The organism is Pilimelia columellifera subsp. columellifera (assembly GCF_039532605.1).
Lineage (GTDB): Bacteria > Actinomycetota > Actinomycetes > Mycobacteriales > Micromonosporaceae > Pilimelia > Pilimelia columellifera.
In genome coordinates this window covers 87,612-105,123 of record NZ_BAAARY010000010.1, presented here as the reverse complement: position 1 = coordinate 105,123, position 17,512 = coordinate 87,612, and the positions used below count along the sequence as shown (strand labels likewise).

At 72.5% G+C, this 17,512-nt stretch carries 13 protein-coding genes and 1 pseudogene; 10 read left to right on the top strand and 4 right to left on the bottom strand.

Annotated elements, in window-relative coordinates:
• Window positions 1-4: 4 nt before the first annotated feature.
• The 5 genes and pseudogenes from cysK to ABD287_RS12230 all read left to right on the top strand — a co-directional run.
• Window positions 5-940: a cysteine synthase A gene (cysK, locus tag ABD287_RS12250; RefSeq protein WP_344172375.1), complete on the top strand. Its 936-nt coding sequence runs from the start codon at window positions 5-7 to the stop codon at window positions 938-940.
• Entirely contained in the window at window positions 937-2,604 is a 1,668-nt protein-coding gene (locus tag ABD287_RS12245) for a nitrite/sulfite reductase (protein WP_344172373.1), read from the top strand. The genes cysK and ABD287_RS12245 overlap by 4 nt, the downstream gene beginning before the upstream one ends.
• Complete coding sequence (locus tag ABD287_RS12240; protein ID WP_344172371.1) at window positions 2,601-2,771, top strand: hypothetical protein; 171 nt, start codon at window positions 2,601-2,603, stop codon at window positions 2,769-2,771. The genes ABD287_RS12245 and ABD287_RS12240 overlap by 4 nt, the downstream gene beginning before the upstream one ends.
• On the top strand, window positions 2,768-3,466 hold the full coding sequence (locus ABD287_RS12235) for a phosphoadenylyl-sulfate reductase (protein WP_425565607.1): 699 nt from the start codon (window positions 2,768-2,770) through the stop codon (window positions 3,464-3,466). The genes ABD287_RS12240 and ABD287_RS12235 overlap by 4 nt, the downstream gene beginning before the upstream one ends.
• Window positions 3,379-4,140, top strand: a pseudogene (locus ABD287_RS12230) (sirohydrochlorin chelatase); the annotation flags it as partial. The gene ABD287_RS12235 and the pseudogene ABD287_RS12230, both read left to right, overlap by 88 nt.
• 80 nt (window positions 4,141-4,220) lie before the next feature.
• Here the strand turns inward: ABD287_RS12230 and ABD287_RS12225 are convergent.
• The gene (locus ABD287_RS12225) at window positions 4,221-5,861 is read right to left on the bottom strand and encodes a glycoside hydrolase domain-containing protein (RefSeq protein WP_344172369.1); all 1,641 of its coding nucleotides are present in this window, start codon (window positions 5,859-5,861) and stop codon (window positions 4,221-4,223) included.
• A gap of 276 nt (window positions 5,862-6,137) precedes the next feature.
• On the opposite strand from ABD287_RS12225, the gene ABD287_RS12220 reads away from it, so the two are divergent.
• From ABD287_RS12220 to ABD287_RS12210, 3 genes are read left to right on the top strand one after another with little or no spacing between them, the layout of a single operon-like run.
• Entirely contained in the window at window positions 6,138-7,007 is an 870-nt protein-coding gene (locus tag ABD287_RS12220; protein ID WP_344172367.1) for an AraC family transcriptional regulator, read from the top strand.
• 33 nt (window positions 7,008-7,040) lie between these two features.
• The gene (locus ABD287_RS12215) at window positions 7,041-7,382 is read left to right on the top strand and encodes an ArsR/SmtB family transcription factor (RefSeq protein WP_344172365.1); all 342 of its coding nucleotides are present in this window, start codon (window positions 7,041-7,043) and stop codon (window positions 7,380-7,382) included.
• Between the two features lie 3 nt (window positions 7,383-7,385).
• The gene (locus ABD287_RS12210) at window positions 7,386-7,871 is read left to right on the top strand and encodes an SRPBCC family protein (RefSeq protein ID WP_344172363.1); all 486 of its coding nucleotides are present in this window, start codon (window positions 7,386-7,388) and stop codon (window positions 7,869-7,871) included.
• Window positions 7,872-8,063: 192 nt separating this feature from the next.
• On the opposite strand, the gene ABD287_RS12205 is transcribed toward ABD287_RS12210, so the two are convergent.
• Window positions 8,064-9,233: an acyl-CoA dehydrogenase family protein gene (locus ABD287_RS12205; RefSeq protein WP_344172361.1), complete on the bottom strand. Its 1,170-nt coding sequence runs from the start codon at window positions 9,231-9,233 to the stop codon at window positions 8,064-8,066.
• Between the two features lie 111 nt (window positions 9,234-9,344).
• On the opposite strand from ABD287_RS12205, the gene ABD287_RS12200 reads away from it, so the two are divergent.
• Together ABD287_RS12200 and ABD287_RS12195 are read left to right on the top strand one after the other, a co-directional pair.
• On the top strand, window positions 9,345-10,772 hold the full coding sequence (locus ABD287_RS12200; RefSeq protein WP_344172359.1) for a UDP-glucose dehydrogenase family protein: 1,428 nt from the start codon (window positions 9,345-9,347) through the stop codon (window positions 10,770-10,772).
• A 174-nt stretch (window positions 10,773-10,946) separates the two neighbouring features.
• Window positions 10,947-15,689, top strand: coding sequence for an SCO7613 C-terminal domain-containing membrane protein (locus ABD287_RS12195; RefSeq protein ID WP_344172357.1), 4,743 nt, complete (start codon window positions 10,947-10,949; stop codon window positions 15,687-15,689).
• An 18-nt stretch (window positions 15,690-15,707) separates the two neighbouring features.
• On the opposite strand, the gene purE is transcribed toward ABD287_RS12195, so the two are convergent.
• Window positions 15,708-16,193 (bottom strand): 5-(carboxyamino)imidazole ribonucleotide mutase, encoded by a 486-nt coding sequence (purE, locus tag ABD287_RS12190; RefSeq protein ID WP_344172355.1) that lies wholly within the window; start codon window positions 16,191-16,193, stop codon window positions 15,708-15,710.
• 136 nt (window positions 16,194-16,329) lie between these two features.
• Window positions 16,330-17,475: a 5-(carboxyamino)imidazole ribonucleotide synthase gene (locus ABD287_RS12185; protein WP_344172354.1), complete on the bottom strand. Its 1,146-nt coding sequence runs from the start codon at window positions 17,473-17,475 to the stop codon at window positions 16,330-16,332.
• Window positions 17,476-17,512 lie beyond the last annotated feature (37 nt).

Genomic DNA, 17,512 nt, shown 5'->3' with positions numbered 1-17,512 from the left:
CATCATGACCATTCACGACAGTGTCCTGGCGCTGGTCGGCCGCACGCCGCTGGTCGCCCTGCGTCGATTCTCGGCCGACCTCGGCGCGACCGTGGTCGTCAAGTTGGAGGCCCGCAACCCGGGCGGCAGCGTCAAGGACCGGATCGCCCTGGCGATGATCGAGGACGCGGAGGCGACCGGCGCCCTCGCACCCGGTGCCCCGATCGTCGAGGCTACCAGCGGCAACACCGGCATCGGCCTGGCCCTGGTGGCCGCCGCGAAGGGCTACCCGCTGACCTTGACGATGCCCGAGAGCATGTCGTTGGAGCGGCGGGCGCTGCTGGCCGCGTACGGGGCCGATCTGGTCCTCACCCCGGCCGCCGACGGGATGCCGGGCGCCATCGCCCGCGCCGACGAGCTGGCCAGCGAGCGCGGCTGGTTCCAGCCACGGCAGTTCGACAACCCGGCCAACCCGAACGTCCACGCCGAGACGACCGCACGCGAGATCTGGGATGACACCGACGGCCGGCTCGACATCGTCGTCGCCGGGGTGGGCACCGGCGGCACGGTCACCGGCGTTTCCCGTGTGCTCCGGGCCAAGAACCCTGACGTGCGGATCGTCGCCGTCGAGCCGGCCGAGTCGCCGGTGCTCTCCGGCGGGCAGAAGGGCCCGCACGGCATCCAGGGCATCGGCGCCGGCTTCGTGCCGAACGTTCTGGACACCACGGCCTACGACGAGATCGTCCAGGTGAACGTGGCGACCGCCCGCTCCACCGCCCGCACGCTCGCCCGCTCCGAGGGCATCCTCGCCGGGGTTTCCGGCGGCGCCGCGCTGGCCGCCGCCGCCCAGGTGGCCGCCCGGCCGGAGAACGCCGGCAAGACCGTCGTCGTGGTCCTGCCGGACACCGGCGAGCGCTACCTGAGCACCCCGCTGTTCACCGCGCCCGAGGAGTCGGCGTGACCGCCACCGCGTTGCCGGTCGCCAGCGGCCAGGGCCAGTGGGCGCTGGGCGAACGCGCGCCGCTCAACCACAACGAGCAGTTCAAACAGGACGACGGGCCGTTGGAGGTGCGCAAACGGATCGAGCAGACGTACAGCCGGCTCGGCTTCGCCAGCATCACCTCCGACGACCTGCGCGGCCGGTTCCGCTGGTTCGGCCTGTACACCCAGCGCCGCCCCGGCATCGACGGCGGACGCACCGCAGTCCTGGAGCCGCACGAGCTGGAGGACGAGCACTTCATGCTGCGGATCCGGATCGACGGCGGACGTCTGGACGCCGATCAGCTCCGGGCCATCGCCGAGGTCTCGACGCAGTACGCCCGGGACACCGCCGACCTCACTGACCGGCAGAACGTCCAACTGCACTGGGTGCATATCGAGGACGTGCCGGCGATCTGGCGGACCTTGGAGGCTGTCGGCCTGTCCACCACGGAGGCGTGCGGCGACTGCCCGCGCGTGGTCGTCGGCAGCCCGGTGGCCGGGATCAGCCCGGACGAGCTGGTCGACCCCAGCCCGGCGATCGACGAGATCACCCGCCGGTTCGTCGGCGACCCGGACCTGGCGAACCTGCCCCGGAAGTGGAAGACCTCGATCTCCTGGCTGCCGGACGTGCCGTACCTCACCAACGACATCGCCATGATCGGCGCGGTGCACCCGGAGCACGGGCCCGGGTTCGACCTGTGGGTCGGTGGCGGGCTGTCCACGAACCCGATGCTGGCCAGACGGCTGGGCGTCTGGGTGCCGCTGGCTGACGTCCCGGACGTCTGGTTGGCCGTCACCAGACTGTTCCGCGACTACGGCTACCGGCGGCTGCGGCACCGGGCCCGGCTGAAGTTTCTGCTCGCGGACTGGGGTGTGGCGCGGTTCCGCGAGGTGCTCGAAACCGAGTACCTGGGCCGCAGACTCGTCGACGGTCCGGCGGCGCAGACCGCCCCGAGGATGATCGACCACATGGGCGTCCACCGGCAGCGGGACGGCCGGTGGTACGTCGGCGCGACGCCGATCGCGGGCCGGGTCAGCGGCACGGCGCTCGCGGCGGTGGCGAGGCTGGCCCAACGGCACGGCTCAGGTCGGGTCCGCACCACCGTCGACCAGAAGCTGCTCATCCTCGACGTCGAGGAGGCGGACGTGGCGCCGCTGACCGCCGCGCTCGCCGCGATCGGGTTGCAGGTCGCCCCGTCCACCTGGCGGCGGGACATTCTCGCCTGCACCGGGATCGAGTTCTGCAAACTGGCCATCGTCGAGACCAAGGCGCGGGCGGCCGAGCTGGTCGCCGAGCTGGAACGTCACCCGTCCCTGGCGGCGGCCGAGATCTCGATCAGCCTCAGCGGCTGCCCGAACGCGTGCGCCCGCACCCAGGTCGCCGACATCGGGCTCAAGGGACAGTTGGTGCGTGACGCGTCCGGCGCGCTGGTCGAGGGGTTCCAGATCCACCTCGGCGGCAGCGCCGGGCTGGCCGCCGGCGCGACCGCCGGGTTCGGGCGCAAGGTGCGCGGCCTCAAGGTCACCGCCGCCGAGCTGCCGGCGTACGTGCGGCGGGTCGCGGCGGCCTACCTGGACCAGCGCCACCACGACGAGCCGTTCGCTGCCTGGGCGCTGCGCGCCGACGAGATGAGCCTGCGGTGAGCGGCCGGACGCCGCCGCAACACTGCCCGTACTGCGGCGAGGAAGACCTGCGCCCCGGCCCGTCCGAGCCCGGCCAGCGGTCGGCGCCGTGGGAGTGCCGCAGCTGCGCGCGCTCGTTCACCGTCCGGTTCCTGGGACTGTTGTCGTCACCGGACGGTGACCGGTGAGCCGGCGGTCGCTGTTCGAACTGGGCGAGCTGGCCGAGGTCGGCGCGCGGGCGCTCGCCGACGCCAGCGCCGAGCAGGTGATCGCCTGGGCGGTGGACACCTTCGGCGGACGGTTCTGCCTCGCCAGCTCGTTCGGCGACGCCGTCCTGGCCGATCTGGTTGCCACCGTCGCGCCGGGCGTCGACGTGCTGTTCCTGGACACCGGGCTGCACTTCCCACAGACCTTGGCGCTGCGCGACGAGGTCGCCCGGACTCTGCCGCTGCGGGTGCGCTCGGTCCGGCCTGCGCGCACCCTTGACGAGCAGGCCCGCGAGCACGGGCCCGAGCTGTGGGACCGGGAACCGCAACGGTGCTGCGCGCTACGCAAGGTGGCGCCGCTGGCCGGCGCTCTCGGCGACTATGACGCTTGGGCGACCGGGTTGCGCCGCGACGAGTCCCCGACCCGGGCCGACGCCCCGGTGGTAGGGCTCGACGCCCGGCGACTCAAGGTGAAGGTGGCGCCGCTGGCCCGCTGGACGCAGGCCGATGTGGACGCCTACGTCGACCGGCGCCGGCTGCCGCGCAACGAGCTGGTCGCCCTCGGCTATCCGTCGATCGGCTGCGCGCCGTGCACCCGGCCGGTCGCCGTCGGGGCGTCCGCCCGGTCCGGCCGGTGGGCGCGGTTCGAGCAGACCGAGTGTGGGCTGCACGGGTGACCGGGATCGACGCGCTGGTCGTCGTGGCGCACGGCAGCATTGACCCGGCCAGCGCGGCCGTCACCGAGGCCTACGTCACCGAGCTGTGCCGGCGGCGGCCGGGGGCGTTCGTCACCGCCGCCTACCTGGAGCACGCGGGGCAACGCCCGGCGGCGGCGCTGGCCGGCGCCGCCGCGGCCGGGGCACGGCGGGCGCTGCTGGCGCCGCTGCTGCTCACCGCCGGATTCCACCACCGAAGCGACCTGCCGGCGGTGGTCCGGGCGGCCGCGCCGACGATCCCGGTGACGGTCGCGCCGCCGTGGGGGCCGGCGGCCGGTCGACCGCCGCGCCGGGCGTTGCTCGACGCCCTGGTCCGGCGGCTCCCGACCGGCTGCGACGGGGTGGCGCTGCTCGCCGCCGGCAGCCGCGACCCGGCGGCCCGGCGCAGCGTCGCCCAGGTCGCCGACGCGTTGGCCCGGCGACTGGGGGCGCCGGCGGTCGTCGGCTTCGCGTCCGGCCCAGGGCCTCGTCCCGAGGAGGCGGTGGCGGCGTTGGCCGGACGCGGTTGCCGCCAGGTGGCCGCCGCCGCGTACTTCGTCGGCCCCGGCCGGCTGTACGAGGCGGCGGCCACCGGCGCCAGGTCCGCCGGCGCGGTGGCGGTCGCCACGCCGCTGGGCGCCGCGCCCGAGCTGATCGACCTCGTCGACCGGAGCTACCAGGAGTGGACGACACGCGGCGGATCCACCCACACCGCGGCCACGACGGCGATCCAAGGTCAGGTCGCCGCGACCTGTTCAACGGACGCCTGGCCCGGATCCCGGCCGGAGGCGACGTTCTTGTCGAACTCGATCCTGGCGTCGTCGACACCGAGCGTGACGGTGGCGAACTGGTCGAACGCCCAGTTCGACGGCAGCGGGTAGCCGAGGTTGCCGTCGTAGCCGTGGGCGATGTCGGCGACGAAGCTGGTCACGGCGAGCCCGGCGGCTTCCAACTGGATGCAGACGTTCCGCACACCGTAGGCGCCAACCCGGTAGGGCGAGCCCGCGGCGTCCATCGTCGCCTTGAGCGCGGTGAAGTAGGGCAGGACGCCGCTGGCGATGTCCGCGGGGTACGCGTCGTAGTCGACAGCGAAGTAGATGATCGTGTCGTTGCGGAACCCGTAGCCGCGGGCCGCCGCGATCGCCGCCTGGACGTCCGCCCGCCCCTGAGCGGCGGTGAAGTACGACGCCGTGTCCGCGCTGGTCTGATAGATCGGGAAGACTCGCAGGCCGGCGGCGAAGACCGTGGCCAGCTCCCCCGGCTGGAGCTTCTTGTTGAAGTTGCCCACGTTCGTCAGGTACCGGCCGACGACGGTCGCGCCGGCGGCGCGCAGGGTGGCGGCCCTCGCGGGGGTCAGTGGGGTGCTGCAGTCGGCGGCGTTCGCGGGACGGCTCGGATCGCCGTTCGCGATCAACAGCGACGCCCAGGTGTACCCGTCGCCGGCGCCGTTGGCCGGCAGAAGTCCGACGAAGGTCTGGAACTTGCGGACCTGCGCGGCCGACGCCGCGCTGAACGTGGAACTCCACGGCGCCTCGTTGCGGTTGAAGATCAACGCGGCGTGCAGCAGTTGGACGAACGGCGCGCCGCCGGCGTCGGCGTCGCCCACCGTGATCGGCGTGCGCTTGCGCAACCCGGCCAGGGTGGCCGGGCCGACCTCGCCGGTAGGACTGGTGATACCAAGCTCCCACTGGACCGCCGACACCAGACGCGCCAGCGACTGGCGGGTCACCAGTCCGTCGGCGGGGCCCATCGCGAACCAGGCCGGCTGGCTCGCGTAGCGTTGGTTGAGCCACTGCTGTGCACGCCGGACCGCGGCGACGCCGCCGGGTAGAAGCTGGTAGGCGTCCATCGTGAGTAGGCCGCGCAGCTCATTGGGGGTCAACGTGCCGCGGCCGTCGGTCAGGCCCATGTCGCGACGCAGTCCGCTCACCGACCGCTGCGTCTCCGCACCCCAGACGCCACCGATCTGGTCGCCGGGGTAGCCCTTGCAGTACAGCCCGGACTGCGCGATCTTGATGATGTTCGCCGGCTTGCCGGCGGCGACCTGACCGATCTTCTCGGTCACCAGGCTCAGCGTGGCCGGCCCGAAGGCGCCGTTGACAACCGACGGGTCCATGCCCACCTCGTGCTGCAACGCCCGCACCAGCGCCGTAACCGTGTCAGTTCCGGTGCGACCGTCCTCGGGCGCCGGCTTCCATTTCGGGCGGTTCCCGTAGGTAGCGTTCACCCAGCGCTGCGCCCGCAGCACCATGTCGTCGAACAGGCGCGGCGGCAGGCCGGGGGCCGCCTCGGCCCGGCCGATGAGCGCGACGCCGGCGACGGCGCCGGCAAGCCCGAACAAGGCACGACGGCCGATTCTGACAGTCTCGTACGACATTGGTGGGCTCCTCGCCGTCGTTCCGGACTGTGCTGTGACCGGAATGGTCGCGTCGTGGTTCAGTCGATGGTCTCAGCCGCACGACGATCCGACGCGCGGACTGTCGCCTATGCGACAGTCCGCCAACTGGCCGACCTCGACGTTCGCGCCGAACCTGGCGGCGACAGCGCCCCGGTGCCACACGCCAGTCCGGGCCCGACTGAACCGGGCTCAGGATGTCAGGCGCAGCCCGTACACCCGACCTAACGTGGTGATCACAAACGGGAGGGAGTCGAGGTGCTGGAACGGCTCAACGCGGCTATGGGCCACATCGAGGAACATCTGGACGGCCACATCGATCCGGCCGAACTCGCCAGGATCGTGGTGACGTCGGAGTACCACCTACGGCGGCTGTTCTCCTCGCTGGCCGGAATGCCGCTCTCCGAGTACATCCGGCGTCGCCGGATGACCGTCGCGGGGGCGGAGGTGCTCGCCGGACGGGTGACGCTGCTCGAGATCGCGGTGCGCTACGGCTACAGCTCCGGAGAGTCCCTGGCACGGGCGTTCCGCGCTGTGCACGGGGTCGGACCGGGCGAGGCTCGCCGGGTCGGCGCGCCGCTGCGCTCGCAACCTCGGATGTCCTTCCGTCTCATCGTCGAAGGGAGCAGCAGCATGCAGTATCAGATCGTCGAACGCGACGAGTTCCGCGTCGTCGGAAAGAAGGCCAGGGTCCCGCTCGTCCACGAAGGGATCAATCCAACGATCGCGGACTTCATCCGAAGCATCGGGCGGGAGGAGCTTCAGCGGATCGAGTCCTTGTCCGACGCCGAGCCGAACGGCATCATTAGCGCAAGCGTCAACCTGGACGCCAGTCGGGCCGAAGGCACCGAACTGGACTATTTCCACGGGGTGGCCACGACCGCCGAACCGCCGGCCGGTCTGGACAGTCTCGATGTGGCGGCGGGGGCCTGGGCTGTTTTCGACAGCTCCGGCCGCTTCCCGGAGGCGTTGCAGCATCTCTGGCGGGATGTGTTCACCGAATGGTTCCCGTCGAACCCCTACCAGAGCAGGCCAGGGCCCGAGCTACTCCGCGTCCGGCTGTCGGCGGCTGGCACGGAAGCACAAGCTCAACTCTGGATTCCGGTCGAGTCAACCAGGCAACCTTGACAACACACAACCGATCGGTTGTATATTAGGTCAGTGACCGAGGAGAGCGCAGACCGGGCGGACGCCCTGTTCCACGCGCTCGCCGACCGCACCCGGCGGGACATCCTGCGCCGGGTGCTGGCCGGGGAGCACTCGGTATCCACGCTCGCGGCCAAGTACGACATGAGCTTCGCCGCGGTGCAGAAGCACGTCGCCGTGCTGGAAAAAGCTGGACTGCTGACGAAACGGCGCAGCGGCCGGGAGCAACTGGCCAGCGGCGATGTGGAAGCTGTGAGGTCGGTGACATCCATGCTCACCGAACTGGAGCAGATCTGGCGCGGTCGCATCGACCGTATCGACCTGCTCCTCGCAACCGAACCCGACCTGGAGGACTGAGCCATGCCCGTGACCGACATCAAACAGGATCTCGAAAACCTCACCTTGACCGTGACCGCTGACTTTGCCGCGCCGGTCGAGCGCGTCTGGCAGATCTACGCCGACCCGCGTCAGTTGGAGAGGGTCTGGGGGCCACCGACGTACCCGGCGACGTTCGTCGACCACGACCTGCGGCCCGGGGGGCGCGTCACCTACTTCATGACCGGCCCGAACGGCGAGAAGTTCGCCGGCTACTGGCTCGTCACCGCCGTTGACGAGCCGCGTAGCTTCGCCTTCGATGACGGCTTCGCCGACATCGACTTCAACCCGAACCCGGACCTGCCGGTGGCCAAGAACACCTACTCCTTCACCCCCCACGGCGGTGGCGCCAGAGCGACCTACCTGGCCACGTACGCCTCAGCCGAAGCGTTGCAGCAAGTGCTGGACATGGGCATGGTCGAGGGGGCCACGGCGGCGATCAACCAGATCGACGAACTACTCGCCTCCTGAGCCAACGGCCATCTCGGTCAAATCAGGACCAGCCCACCACGCCTGCCCGCGATGAGGCGCAGGCCGACGACCAGCACGACGAGGCCCACCGCCGGCGGCCGCGTGCCACAGCAACGGCACGTGGTCGCCGCACGTGATGGTCGCGAGCGCCACCCGCGCTGTCCAGCATCGACTCGAACGTTATTGTGTGCCTCAGCCGAGGCCCTTCAACAGCTGCCTGGCCATGACGATCCGCTGCACCTGGTTCGTGCCCTCGTAAATCTGGGTGATCTTCGCGTCACGCATCATCCGCTCGACCGGGTAGTCCTTGGTGTACCCGTATCCGCCGAGGATCTGCACCGCGTCCGTGGTGACCTCCATGGCCACGTCGGCGGCGAAACACTTGGCGGCGGCGCCGAAGTACGTCAGATCGGCGTCCGAGCGCTCGGACCTGCCGGCGGCGGCGTAGGTGAGCTGCCGGGCCGCCTCCAGCTTCATGCCCATGTCGGCGAGCATGAACTGGATGCCCTGGAACTCGGCGATGGCCTTGCCGAACTGCTGCCGTTCGAGGGCGTACCCGAGGGCGTAGTCGAGCGCCCCTTGTCCGATGCCCAGGGCCTGGGCGGCGATGGTGACCCGGGTGTGGTCGAGGGTCTGCATGGCCAGGGCGAAGCCGCCGCCGAGCGGGCCGATGAGCCGGTCGGCGGGGATCCGGACGTTGTCGAAGTACACCTCGCGGGTCGGCGAGCCCTTGATGCCGAGTTTCTTCTCCGGCGCCCCGAACGAGACACCTTCGTCAGACTTCTCGACGACGAAGGCGGAGATGCCACGGGAGCGCGCGCCGGCCTCGGTGACGGCGAAGACGGTGTAGTACTCGGACTCGCCGGCGTTGGTGATCCAGCGCTTGACGCCATTGAGGACGTAGTGGTCGCCGTCCTGGTCGGCGCGGGTGGTCATCGACACGGCGTCGCTGCCGGCTTCGGGCTCGGAGAGGCAGTAGGAGAACATGGCCTCGCCGCGGGCGACCGGCGGCAGGTACCTCTGCTTGAGCTCCTCGGACGCGCCGAGCAGCAGCGGCAGGGTCCCGAGCTTGTTGACGGCGGGGATGAGCGAGGACGCCGCGCAGGCCCGGGCCACTTCTTCGATGACGAGGACGGTCGCGAGCGCGTCAGCGCCGGCGCCGCCGTACTGCTCCGGGATGTGTGGCGCGTGGAAATCCGCCGAAACAAGCGCTTCGTACGACTTGCGGGGGAACTCGCTGTTCTCGTCGGCTTCTGCGGCGTTTGGCCGCACCTTGGCATCACAAACGTCTCGAACCGCCTGCCGGATCTCCCGATGCTCCTCCGGCAATTCATACAAACCCGCTGCCTGACCCGCCGTCATCACGGTCCCTCACTTCTCTCCGGAGTACGCCGGATGTGAGGATACCGACTAGCTACCTAAGTCCGGAGGGCGAGATCAGCTACTCGATCCCGGTGAGCGAGCGGAGACAACGTGACCATCCCGTACCCGAGCAGCCAGGCCGTGCCACCGTTGATCCCGGTGACCCCACCTTCGGGGGCGTCCCGGCCACGGCTGTGCTTCCTGGGCACCGGCTACCTGGGCGCGACGTACGCGATCTGCTTCGCCGAGCTGGGTTACGAGGTGGTCGGCTTCGACGTCGACGAGGACAAGATCCACCGACTCGCGTCGGGCGAGGTGCCGTTCCACGAGCACGGCCTGCCGGAGCTGCTGCGCCGTAACCTCGCCGCTGGCCGGCTGCGCTTCACCACCGACATGGCCGAGGTCGCCGAGCACGGCGACGTCCACTTCATCTGCGTGGGCACCCCGCAGCGCGCCGACGGCATGGGCGCGGACCTGTCGTACGTCGAGGCGGCGGTGACCAGCCTGGCCAAGCAGCTCACCCGCAAGGCGCTCGTGGTCGGCAAGTCGACGGTCCCGGTGGGCACCGCCGAGTGGGTGGAGCAGCTGGTCGCCCGCCAGGTCGACCCCGCGCTGGGCGTCGAGGTGGCGTGGAGCCCCGAGTTCCTCCAGGAGGGCTTCGCCGTCGAGGACGTGCTGCGCCCCAACCGGATCGTCGTCGGCGTCAAAAGCGACTGGGCGAACTCGATGCTCTACGCCGCCCACAAGGGCGTCTTCGACCTGGCCGCCACCGAGGATCGGGAGGTCCCGGTCGTCGTCACCGACTTCGCCACCGCCGAGCTGGTCAAGGTCGCGGCGAACGCCTTCCTCGCCACCAAGATCTCGTTCATCAACGCGATGGCCGAGGTGTGCGAGGTCGCCGGCGGCGACGTCACCCAGCTCGCCCGCGCGATCGGCTACGACCCCCGGATCGGTAACCGCTTCCTCCAGGCCGGGGTCGGTTTCGGGGGCGGCTGCCTCCCGAAGGACATCCGCGCGTTCCAGGCCCGGGCCCAGGAACTTGGCGCCGGCGAAGCGTTGCGATTCCTACACGAGGTCGACCTCATCAACCTGCGGCGGCGCAGCCGGGTCGTCCAGGTCGCCGCAGAGCTGCTGGAACGCCCGCCGGGCCCCGCCGGCCCGGACCTGTCCGGAACCAGGATCGCCGTCCTCGGCGCCACCTTCAAACCCAACTCCGACGACGTCCGCGACGCGCCCGCCCTGTCGGTGGCCGCGATGCTCGACAAGGCCGGGGCGCAGGTACGCGTCTACGACCCGCAGGGCATGGACAACGCCCGGCTCGTCCAGCCCGACCTCGGCTATGTCAAGACCCTCACCGACGCCGTCACCGGCGCTGACCTGGTCTGTGTGCTCACCGAGTGGGCGGACTTCCGGCACGCCGACCCGCACGCTCTCGGCGAGCTGGTCTCGGCGCGGAAGGTCATCGACGGCCGGAACTGCCTGGACCCGGCGCTGTGGAGCCAGGCCGGCTGGACCTACCGCGGCATGGGTCGACCGTAACGCCGCAGGTCACGTCCGACAATCGCCCCCGGGAGCGACCGCGAGGTCACCCGGGGGCTTCATTTTGTCGGACGCGCAGGGCATTCTCTCGGTAACGCCGTGGGTAGAGTCCACTGCGGATGAGCGCCCGGCCGCGAACGGCGGCACGGTCGCGACCGTCGGCCCGGAGGTGCCATGCGTGCCGAGACTTGCCCGACCTGCGGCGGAGCGGCCGATCCGGCCCGGATCTGCCCGCACTGCGGGGCCGCGCCAGGGTCGGTGGCCACAGCGCTGTCCGACATCGATCGGGAGATCGCCGAGCTGGCCGCCCGGGACGTCGCCATCCAGCAACAACGCACCGATCTCAGCTCGAAGATCCAGGCGGCGATGCACCGACGCACCATGCTCGCCAACGCCCAGGACGACCGGCTGCGGCACGAGTTCGGATCAGGGCGCAAGGTCGCCCGACGCCGGCGGGTCGTCCGGCGGGCGCCCGGCCCGCTGCCGCCGGTGGCGCCGCCTCGGCAACGACAGCCACCACGGCAGGCCGACGACGGCCACGCCCCGCCGGAAACCTCGTCCGGGTCGGTCCAGACGGTTCTGCTGGTGCTCGGCGCCCTGCTGCTGGGCGTGTCGGCCATCGTCTTCGCCGGCCTGGCGATCACGACGCTGGGGGCGGTGACCAGGACGGCGATCCTGCTCGCCGCGACCATCGCGACCCTGAGCATCCCACCACGCCTGCTCGCGCGCGGCCTGGCCGCCACCGCCGAGACTGTCGCCGCCGTCGGTCTGCTCATGGTGCCGCTGGTGGGAACCGCGTTGTGGACGGTGCCGGGTTTCCGGCTACGCCCCATGCCGGGCGAGACGTACGCGGCGCTGGTCCTGGCGGTCACGGTCGCGGTCGCGGCCTGGTACGCCCGCCGGACCGGCTTGTACGTCCCCCGGTACGCCACCCTGTTGGCGGCGCAGCCGGTGCTGCCGCTGCTGCTGCGTCCCTGGCTGCCCGGCGACGCCACCTGGGCGGTGGCGCTGGCCGCGGTGGCCGCCATCGACCTGACGTTGATCCGGCTGCTGCCGGGCCGGTTGTCGCGGTGGGCCCACGCTCCGCGGCCCGCCCCGGCGGTCCCGTCACGTCCCGAGAGCGACCCGGAGGAGGCGGACGCGGTCGTCAGCGGCGGCGGCGCCCCAGCCCGACGCCTGGCGCCGCCGGCGGCGCCGGCCGAACCCCGGGCGCCCGGCAGGTTCTGGCTCACCGAGACCGGGTGGGTGCTGTACGGGCTGGCCCTGACCGCCGCGCTGGCCTTCGCGGCGGCGGCGTTGGTGGCGGCCGGCGACGCGACGACGCTGCTCGGCGCGGGCGCCGCCGCGGTGCTGGCCGCCGGGCTCGGGGTCGCCGGCGCCCGCGTCGCCGGCCGCGACGACGCGCTCGGCGACGCCGCGACGGCGCTGCTGACCGCGACGGTCCTGGCGGTGGCGGCACGGGCCGCCATGGTGGGGGCGCCAAGTCAGGCGATGCTGACCCTCTCCGCGGTGGTGTGCGTCGGCGCGCTGGCGACCTGGGCGGTGCCGGGGTCGTCGCGGCGCGGCGCCCGGTGGGGTGTTGTGGCGGCCATCACCGCCGCCGGGGTGGCGACGCTGACCGCGGCGCTGCCGGCGGCGAACGCCGCCCTCGCCGCGGCCCGACCGCCCTGGCACGCCGACCTGGACGCGTACGCCGGGCGGCTCGCCGACGCGGTCGGTCCACGCGGTTGGCAGGTGGCGCTGAGCGCGGCGCTGCTCACGGTCGCCGCGGGCGCGGCGCTGGCGGCGGGACGGCGGCGGGAGTGGCTGACGGTCGGCGTGGTCGTGACGGCGTTGTGCCTGCCGGCGTCCTGGGGCCTGCCGTGGCTGGTTGGGCCGTGGCTGCCGCTGGGGTTCGCGGTGGCGTTGGCGGCGGCGGCGCTGGTCGCGCCGCGCCGTCGGGCGCTGGTGGCCCACCTGACCGGCGCCGGGTTGCTGGCGTTGTTCGCCGCGAGCGCCTCGCTGACCCGGCCGGAGCTGACCGCCGCGGTGCTGCTGGTGACGGCCGCGGCGGCGGCCATGGTGGCGGTCACGGCGCGGACGGTGGCGCGCCGGTGCGTCGACCCGGACCTGGTCGCGGACGGCTGCGCCGCGTTGGCCGCGTTGGCGCTGCCGGGGACGGTCGCCGCCGTGTTGTCAGCGGGTCAGGCAGGCGGCCCCGCGCGGGTCGCCGGGGTGGCCGTGTTGGTGGGCGCGGGCCTGCTGTTCAGCGCGTTCGCTCAGGTCAGGCGCCGGATGCCCAGCGCGGCGTTGACGGTGTCCGGGGTGTTGGGCGCGTTGGCGACGCTCGTCATGGCCATCGGGATGCGCGGCACGACCTGGGCGGACATGTGCCTGGGCGCCGTGGTGGTGGCAGCGGCGCTGACAGTGCCGCTGGCGCCGTTGTGGGACTCCCGTCGTCGCTCCGACCAGGCGTTGGACGGCGCCGACGTGGCCGCTGCGGCTGCCGTGGCGGCCACCATCGCCGCGCTCGGCCGGGCGGCGACCCTGCTGACGCCGTCGGCTGAGCTGGTGGTGGCGGCGGTGTTCGTGCTGGCGGTGGCGGCCGGCTCCCGGGCCTTGCCCGAGCAATGGCGGCGGGGCCCGGCCATCGGTGTGGCGTTGGCCGGCGGACTCATCGCGGCGTTCGTGGCGGTGCTGGCCCTGCGCGACGGGCTGCGGGCCCTCGTCGCGCCGGGTCCGATCTGGCACAGCGAGCTCGGGTCGGTGGGCGTGAGCCCGGACGGCTGGCAGGCGCCGGTGGCGTTGCTGCTGTTGGCGGTGGCCGCGGCAGTGATCCTGCCGCGGCCGTTCAGCTACGACGCGGCCGGCGCGTGCGTCGCCCTGGCGACGGTGGCGGTCCCGGCGGCGTTCGGCCTGCCATGGTGGTCGACGATCGTCATCGACGCGGCGGTGGCGACGGCCTACGGGATCGCGGCGGTGCTGGCCGACGACGCGCGCGCCGGCCGGACCCGGGCCGCGGTGGCCGCGGCGGTCGCCGCCCACGCCATCGGGGCGGGCCTGGTGCGGCCCTGGACTACCGCGCTGGCGCTCGCCTTCGTCGCCGGGCTGGGGCTGCTGGTGGCGGTCATCGCGAAGGCGAGGTTCAACCGCACCGGCCGGCGGGACACCCTCCGGTTGGGCGGGGCCGGCCTGGCGGTCACGCTGGCCGCGGCGCCGGGGGCGGCGGCGAGCGCGGCCGCGGCGGTGGGGGCGCCGGCCCAGCTGACGCTGGGGCTCGGTATGGCCACCGCCGTGGCCGGTCTGGTCGCTGTGGCGGTGGCGCGGCGGTCGATCCGGCGCTACCTGCCGTACGCGTCGGCGGGGCTCGCGGTGGGCGCCACGTCGATCGCGGTGGCGGCGCTGCCTACCGGAGGCGTGGCCGGTTGTGCGGCGGTCGCGGTGGTCATCGGCGTCTGCGCCGAGCTGATCCGGGAACATACCACGCTGCCGAGGGACCCGAGCCCGGTCTACCGGTCGCCCCGGCGCTGGATGCTGCGCCCGCCGATGGGCGCGATCGCCGCGACGGCGCTGCCGAACCTGCTCGCGATCGCCGCCCTCGCGCCCCTGCTGTGGGCGGCGTTGACCACCCCGTTCCTCACCCTAAACAGCGTGTGGCAGGGTCCGCCGCCGGAGTTGGGCCAGCTGCACGAGCGCGTCGACGCCAGCCCCGCGGACGTGCTCGCCGCCGTTCTGCTGACCCTTGCGGCGGTGTTGGCGGCCGCCGGTTTCCGGTACGGCCGGGCGGGGCGGCCCGCGCCGGTTGTCCTGCCGGGTCTGGGGGTGACGTTGTTGGTGGCACCGCTGGGGTTGCGGCTGGGCTGGCCGGCGGTCACCCTGGCGGCGTTGACCGTCTTCGCGGTCCTCATGCTCGGGGTGGCGTTGACGCCGCCGCCGGCGGTCTCCGGCCGGACGGTCCCGGTGCGGGCCAGCCGGGTGGCGGCGTTCGTGGTGGCGTTGGCGGCTGGTGGCGCCGGTCTGGCCGGCAGCCTGGCCACGAAACCGCTGACCCTGCTGACGCTCGGCGGGGCGACCGCGGTGGGGGTGACGGCGGCGTTGGCCGGGCGGACGGCGCTGGCCCGGATCATGGGTTGGCTGTTCGCGGCCGCCGCAGCGCAGGCGTTCGTGCTCACCGGCGGCCTGGCGGCGGGGTGGGACCGCGCCTGGTCGGCGTTCGGGGTGCTGATCGTCGGCGCGGCGCTGGTGATCGCCTCGGCGACCTTGCCGAGGCTCGGCCGGGCGCTGTCGCGGACCGAGGCAGTGGTGGTCGAGTACAGCGGACACGCCGCCGCTGTGCTGGCCGCGCTGCTCGCCATGGACTCCACCCGGCACCTGGCCGCTGTGCTTGCCGCCTGGGGCGCGGTGCTCGGCATCGCCTCGACCAGACGAGGGCGGTCCGAAGCCCAACGTCGGGTGATGTTCTGGACGGCCATCGGCTGTGAAACCGTCGCCTGGTGGCTGCTGATGTGGGTTGCGGACGTGGGCATGGTGGAGGCGTACACGTTGCCGTTCGCGGCGTTGACGCTGCTCATCGGGGTGTTGGAGCTGCGCCGCCGGCCGGAGCTGGGCAGCTGGACGGCCTACGGCCCGGCGTTGATCTCAGCTTTCGTCCCGACGCTGGTCATCGTGCTCACCACCGACACCAGCGCGCTGCGGCAGGGTCTGCTCCTGCTCGCGGCGGTCGGCACGCTCATCGCGGGCTCGGTGCGCCGGCAGCGGGCGCCGGTGGTCGTGGGATCGGCGGTGACGACGATCGTGGCACTCAACGCGCTCGTCCTCATCGGGCCGTGGCTGATCCTCGTCCCGCTTGGCCTGGTGCTGCTGTACGTGGGCGCCACCAACGAGAAGCGTCGCCGGGACATGGCCCGGTTGCGGGGCGCCATCAAACGGATGCGGTGAGCGACAGCGCCGGCGGCGTCAGTGGTCGAGCGTGGCCTTCAGCGCGGCTTCCTTCTCGGCCACCATGGTGATCAGCTCGGCCTGGTAGGAGACCATCCGGTCGCGCAGGCGCCCGGCCTCGGCGCCATCGCCGGTGGTGAGCATCCGCACCGCGAGCAGGCCCGCGTTGCGGGCGCCGCCGACGGCGACTGTGGCCACCGGGATGCCCGCCGGCATCTGCACGATCGACAGCAGCGAGTCCATGCCGTCGAGGTGCCTGAGGGGCACCGGAACACCGACCACCGGCAGCGGCGTCGCGGAGGCGACCATGCCGGGAAGCGCCGCCGCGCCGCCGGCGCCGGCGATGATGACCTTGATGCCCCGGCCCGCCGCGGCGTTGGCGTAGTCGAGCATGAGCTGCGGTGTCCGGTGGGCCGACACCACCCGAACCTCGTAGCTGACGCCGAACTCGTCGAGCGCATCGGCGGCGGCCCGCATCGTCGGCCAGTCCGAGTCCGAACCCATGATCACGCCAACGGTGGGGTGTGCTGCTTGCGGCAAGAGCGTCTCCTCCAGGAAGCGGTCGACGGACGAAGGAGTGTCGACGGACGAACGAGTCAAGCTAGCAGGCGCCTTAGGACGGTGACGGCGACCGGTCCGCTCAACGGCCCTCGGACAGCCAACGGGCGGCCCGGACGGCCCGCGCGCGCACCGCGTCCAGCTCGTCACCGAGCGCCGTCACGTGGCCGATCTTGCGTCCGGGGCGGACCTGCTTGCCGTACAGGTGGACCTTGACGGCCGGGTCCTCGGCGAGCAGGTGGTGCAGCCGCTCGTCGATGGACAGGCCGTCGGCCTCCCCGCCCAGAACATTCGCCATCACCACGAACGGGGCCGTCAGTGACGTGTCACCCATCGGGTAGTCCAGCACCGCGCGCAGGTGCTGCTCGAACTGAGACGTCCGCGCGCCCTCGATGCTCCAGTGCCCGGAGTTGTGTGGGCGCATCGCCAGCTCGTTGACCAGCAGGTCCGTGCCGGTGTCGAACAGCTCGACCGCCAACAGCCCGACCACGCCGAGGGCGTGGGCGATGTCGATGGCGAGCTTCTGGGCGGCCACAGCCCGGTCGGTCGGCATGTCCGGGGCCGGGGCGATCACCTCGACGCAGATGCCGTCCCGCTGCACCGTCTCCACCATCGGGTAGACGGCGACCTGCCCGAACGGCGACCGGGCCACCATGACGGCGACCTCGCGCCGCAGCGCGACCCGCTCCTCGACGATGAGCGGCGTGCCGGTAGCCACCAGCTCGACGGCCTGCTCCTCGTCGATGACGACCCAGACGCCCTTGCCGTCGTAGCCGCCGCGCGTCGCCTTGGCGATCACGGGCCAGGCGGTCTCGGCGGCGAAGGCGACGATGTCGGCGGCGTCGGCGACCGGGCGCCAGCGTGGCGCGGGGGCGCCGAGCGCGGTGAGGCGTTCGCGCATCGCCTGCTTGTCCTGCGCGAAGCGCAGCGCGTCGGCCGGCGGATACACGGCGACGCCCTCGGCGGCCAGCGCCCGGATGTGTTCTCCAGGCACGTGCTCGTGGTCGAAGGTGACCACGTCGCAGCCCTTGGCGAAGGTGCGCAGGGCGCTCAGGTCGGTGTGTCCGCCGATCTGCACGTCGGCGGCGACCAGCGCGGCGCCATCCTCTGGTGAGGTGGCGAGCACTTTCAGTGACTGACCGAGCGCGATGGCTGCCTGGTGGGTCATCCGGGCCAGCTGACCGCCGCCCACCATGCCCACCACGGGGAGTCCGGTACGGGTGTCCATCTCGCCGGACAGCCTAGACCATCGCTTCGGGGGCGCC